A 3,280-nucleotide genomic window follows, 5' to 3' on the forward strand; every position below is an offset into this window, starting at 1 on the left:
GGCTTCGCGCCCGCCGCGATCGGCCTCACGCTGACCCTGATCCACCTGATCTCGATCCCGATCACCAACACCTCGGTGAACCCCGCGCGCTCGACCGCCGTGGCGTTCTTCAACGGCAACGGGGCCGTGGGCCAGCTGTGGCTGTTCTGGGTCGCCCCGATCGTCGGCGCCCTCATCGCGGGCGCGCTGTACGGTCCCCTGTTCGGCGAGCGCTCCGCGCGTCCGTGACGGCCTGAGGGCCCCGGTCGCGGCCGACTAGCTGCGACGTCGAGGGGGGTCGTCCCGGTCGACCGCGCGGTCCCCGCCGGGTCCGTCGACCGACCCCGGATACCCGTCGGGAGCGGAGTGTCGGCCGCCGCGATCGGGACCGGGCGCTTCCGCCCGACCCGCCTCAGCGTGGTCGGCCTCGCGACCGTCATCACCGGCGCGGTGTCGGGGATCGAGTTCCCCCGCGTGCTGCTTCATCCGCCGCACGTCCCGGCGCTGCTCGTCGACCGTGGCCCGGTGCTCGTCGGCCTCTGCCCGAAGGCGTTCTGCCTCCTCGGCCTTGGCCCTGGCCTCCTCCTCAGCGGCACCCGCACGGTGCTCCTGTTCGCGGGCCACGGAATCCTGGCGCTCCAGCAGTAGCTCCCGCGCGCGGGCGTCCTTCCGCAGCTCCGTGGCCGCGGCGAGCTTCTTCCTGGTGTTGGCCCTGGTGGCCAGCGCGATGAGCGCGACGAGCACGACCACGGCGACCACCCCGATGATGATCCAGATGATGAGGTCCATTGCCGCCTCCGGTGTCAGGGGTCACGTTCCAGGGGAAGGTAACCCCCCTCGCTCCGGCGCGCCACCGCTCCCCGCGCGCGGCGTCGACGCCTCCACTGCGCGGCCCGCCACCAGGAGTAGAGGATGACGCCGAGGAGGAAGACCACCGCGACGAGCGCGAGGACCGGCGCGAACACCGCGAGGAGACTCAGCCCCAGCGAGGACGCGTCCTCCATCGTGGACAGCACAGGGGCCGCCGTCCCCGCGGATCCCGTGTTGGCGATCGGCCTCGCCACCGCTTTCCCACTGTGGACCAGCAGCGCGACCACCACCCCGAGGATCACGCCCATCCACGGGCGCTCGGCCATCCACGCGGACTGGTCGAGTTGTTCCGCCCCCTGCATGGCGGCGAAGGTCAGTCCCCCGGACAGCGGGCGGATCACGGTCTGGACCGCGTCGTTGACGGTGTCCACCGCGGGGACCTTGTCGACGACGACCTCGATGGCCAACAACACCGCGACCGTGCCGATGGCCCACCAACTGGTCATCCACGCGTACTCGGCCGGCAGGGTCACGAACGGGGTGAACCTGGCCAGCAGCGCGACCACCAGCAGCGGGATGTAGGCGTTGAGCCCGGCGGCAGCCGACAGGCCCATTCCGGTGAGCGTGACGATCATCGGCTCATCCTGCCGCACCGGGCGGCGTCTAGTGCACGGTCCGGTGGAGCAGGCCCGCGTCGCGCGCCTCCCTGCTCAGCCGCTCACGGTGATCGGGGTGGGCGATGGCGATCAGGGCCTCGGCGCGCCGGGAGACCGACCGTCCCCGCAGCGAGGCGATCCCGTACTCGGTGACCACGTTCTGGATGATGTTCTTGTGCGTCGTCACCGGGCTGCCCGGCGTCAGCGACAGCGTGATCCGACTGATGCCCTTCGACGTCTGGGACGGCGTGACGATGAAGCCGTGGCCACCGGGCGAGAACGTGCACCCCCGGGCGAAGTCCGCCTGTCCCCCCGCGCCGGACCAGTACCTGCCGGCGATGGTCTCCGAGGCGGCCTGCCCGTAGAGATCGACCTCGCTCGTGGCGTTGACCGAGTAGAGATTGTGCTCCTGCCCGATCACTCTCGGATCGTTGACGATGTCCACGGGCAGCATCGCGACCGACGGGTTGTTGTGGAGCCAGTCCATCAGCCGCTGCGACCCCACCGCGAAGGTCGTGACGTGTTTGAACGGACGACCGGTCTTGCGGGATCCGTCGATCACCCCCGCATTGACCAGATCCATCACCCCGTCCGACAGGGCCTCCGTGTGGATCCCGAGGTTCTTGTGACCGGTCAACCGGGAGAGGAAGGCGTTGGGGAGCTTTCCCACGCCCAGCTGGAGGCACGCTCCGTCCGGCACCCGCTCGGCGATGACGTCCGCGATCGCGTTCTCGATCTCGCCCGGCACCGGCGAGTCGAAGGTGATCATGGGGGTGTCGTTGCGGGTCACCCCGACGACCTGGGAGATGTGGATGTGGTTGCGCCCGAAGGTCCGCGGCATGTTGGCGTTGACCTCGACGAAGAACGGGACCTGCCCGATGAAGGACGCCACGTAGTCGGCGTTGGTCCCCATCGAGAAGAACCCGTGCTCGTCGATCTCCGACACCGCGGTGATGGCCAGCCCGGGCGGGCTGAACTCCCGCAGCGTCGCCGGGACCTGCGCGAAGTCGACCGGGACCAGGTCGCAGTCGCCCGCGTGGAAGTTCTTCCGGGAGCCGGGCCCGAGGAAGTAGTCGACGTGACGGAGCCTGCCCGGGTAGGCGCCCTCCATGAACGGCAACGACTCCCAGGGGTCCATGTGGTGGATCGTGACGTCCTCGAGCCCCGGGGCGCCCGCGTCCAGTGCGCGCAGCAGGGCCGGGGGCGCCGCGTTCTGGATGGGCGAGATGATGTGCATCCCCGGTGTCACGTGCTCGAGGATCGCCTCGGCGGGCAGTTCTCGATAGTCGATGTTCTTCATGTGTGGTCGCGAGCTCCTGTGCTTGGGGGGATGGTGCGGGACTGTCCGCGGCGGGCGGGCCGGCTCACGCCAGGGCGGGCATCACGTGGCGCTCGAAGAGCTCCAGCCCCGAGGTGTCCGTGGCGATCTCGGGGAAGTAGAAGATCCCGTACTCCATGCCCATCGCCTTGAGCCGGCCGAGCTTGTCCACGATCTGTTCCGGGGTGCCCACCGCGGGGAGCCCGCGGTACGCGCCGAGCTGGCGATCCGCCTCGTCCGCCCCGACGTGGCGGGACATCCGGTCGCGGAGGAACGCCAGCCGGTCGGCGACGTCCCTCTCGGTCTCCCCGATCGCCACGTTGTAGTTGGCCGTCCGGGTGATCTCGGCGGGGTCCCGACCCACGTCCGCGCAGTGCCGCAGGAGGACCTCCGATTTGTGGGCGAAGCCCTCGGGAGTGCCGTCGAAGTTGGTGTAGTCGGCGTGGCGAGCGGCGGTGAGCAGGGTCTTGCGTTCCCCTCCCCCGGCGATCCACAGGGGGATGCCCCCCTCCTGCAG

At 70.2% G+C, this 3,280-nt stretch carries 5 protein-coding genes; 1 reads left to right on the forward strand and 4 read right to left on the reverse strand.

Going from position 1 to position 3,280, the window contains the following annotated elements; genetic code table 11:
• A partial coding sequence (locus B4M60_RS14935; RefSeq protein ID WP_291085825.1) for an aquaporin occupies positions 1-228 on the forward strand: 228 nt, incomplete at its 5' end.
• Between the two features lie 27 nt (positions 229-255).
• On the opposite strand, the gene B4M60_RS14940 is transcribed toward B4M60_RS14935, so the two are convergent.
• From B4M60_RS14940 to B4M60_RS14955, 4 genes are all read right to left on the reverse strand, one after another.
• The gene (locus B4M60_RS14940) at positions 256-768 is read right to left on the reverse strand and encodes a hypothetical protein (protein WP_291085828.1); all 513 of its coding nucleotides are present in this window, start codon (positions 766-768) and stop codon (positions 256-258) included.
• Positions 769-782: 14 nt separating this feature from the next.
• On the reverse strand, positions 783-1,424 hold the full coding sequence (locus tag B4M60_RS14945; RefSeq protein ID WP_291085831.1) for a DUF4126 domain-containing protein: 642 nt from the start codon (positions 1,422-1,424) through the stop codon (positions 783-785).
• A gap of 28 nt (positions 1,425-1,452) precedes the next feature.
• The gene (locus B4M60_RS14950) at positions 1,453-2,745 is read right to left on the reverse strand and encodes an acetyl-CoA hydrolase/transferase family protein (RefSeq protein ID WP_291085835.1); all 1,293 of its coding nucleotides are present in this window, start codon (positions 2,743-2,745) and stop codon (positions 1,453-1,455) included.
• Positions 2,746-2,809: 64 nt separating this feature from the next.
• Positions 2,810-3,280 (reverse strand): LLM class flavin-dependent oxidoreductase (locus tag B4M60_RS14955; RefSeq protein ID WP_291085838.1); only part of this gene is annotated, 471 nt, incomplete at its 5' end.

This window comes from Dietzia sp. UBA5065, assembly GCA_002415925.1.
Classification (GTDB): domain Bacteria; phylum Actinomycetota; class Actinomycetes; order Mycobacteriales; family Mycobacteriaceae; genus Dietzia.

Excerpts from the sequence above, each read along its gene's own strand:
- B4M60_RS14940 (WP_291085828.1), bottom strand. The coding sequence starts at position 768 with ATGGACCTCATCATCTGGATCATCATCGGGGTGGTCGCCGTGGTCGTG.
- B4M60_RS14945 (WP_291085831.1), bottom strand. The coding sequence starts at position 1,424 with ATGATCGTCACGCTCACCGGAATGGGCCTGTCGGCTGCCGCCGGGCTC.
- B4M60_RS14950 (WP_291085835.1), bottom strand. The coding sequence starts at position 2,745 with ATGAAGAACATCGACTATCGAGAACTGCCCGCCGAGGCGATCCTCGAG.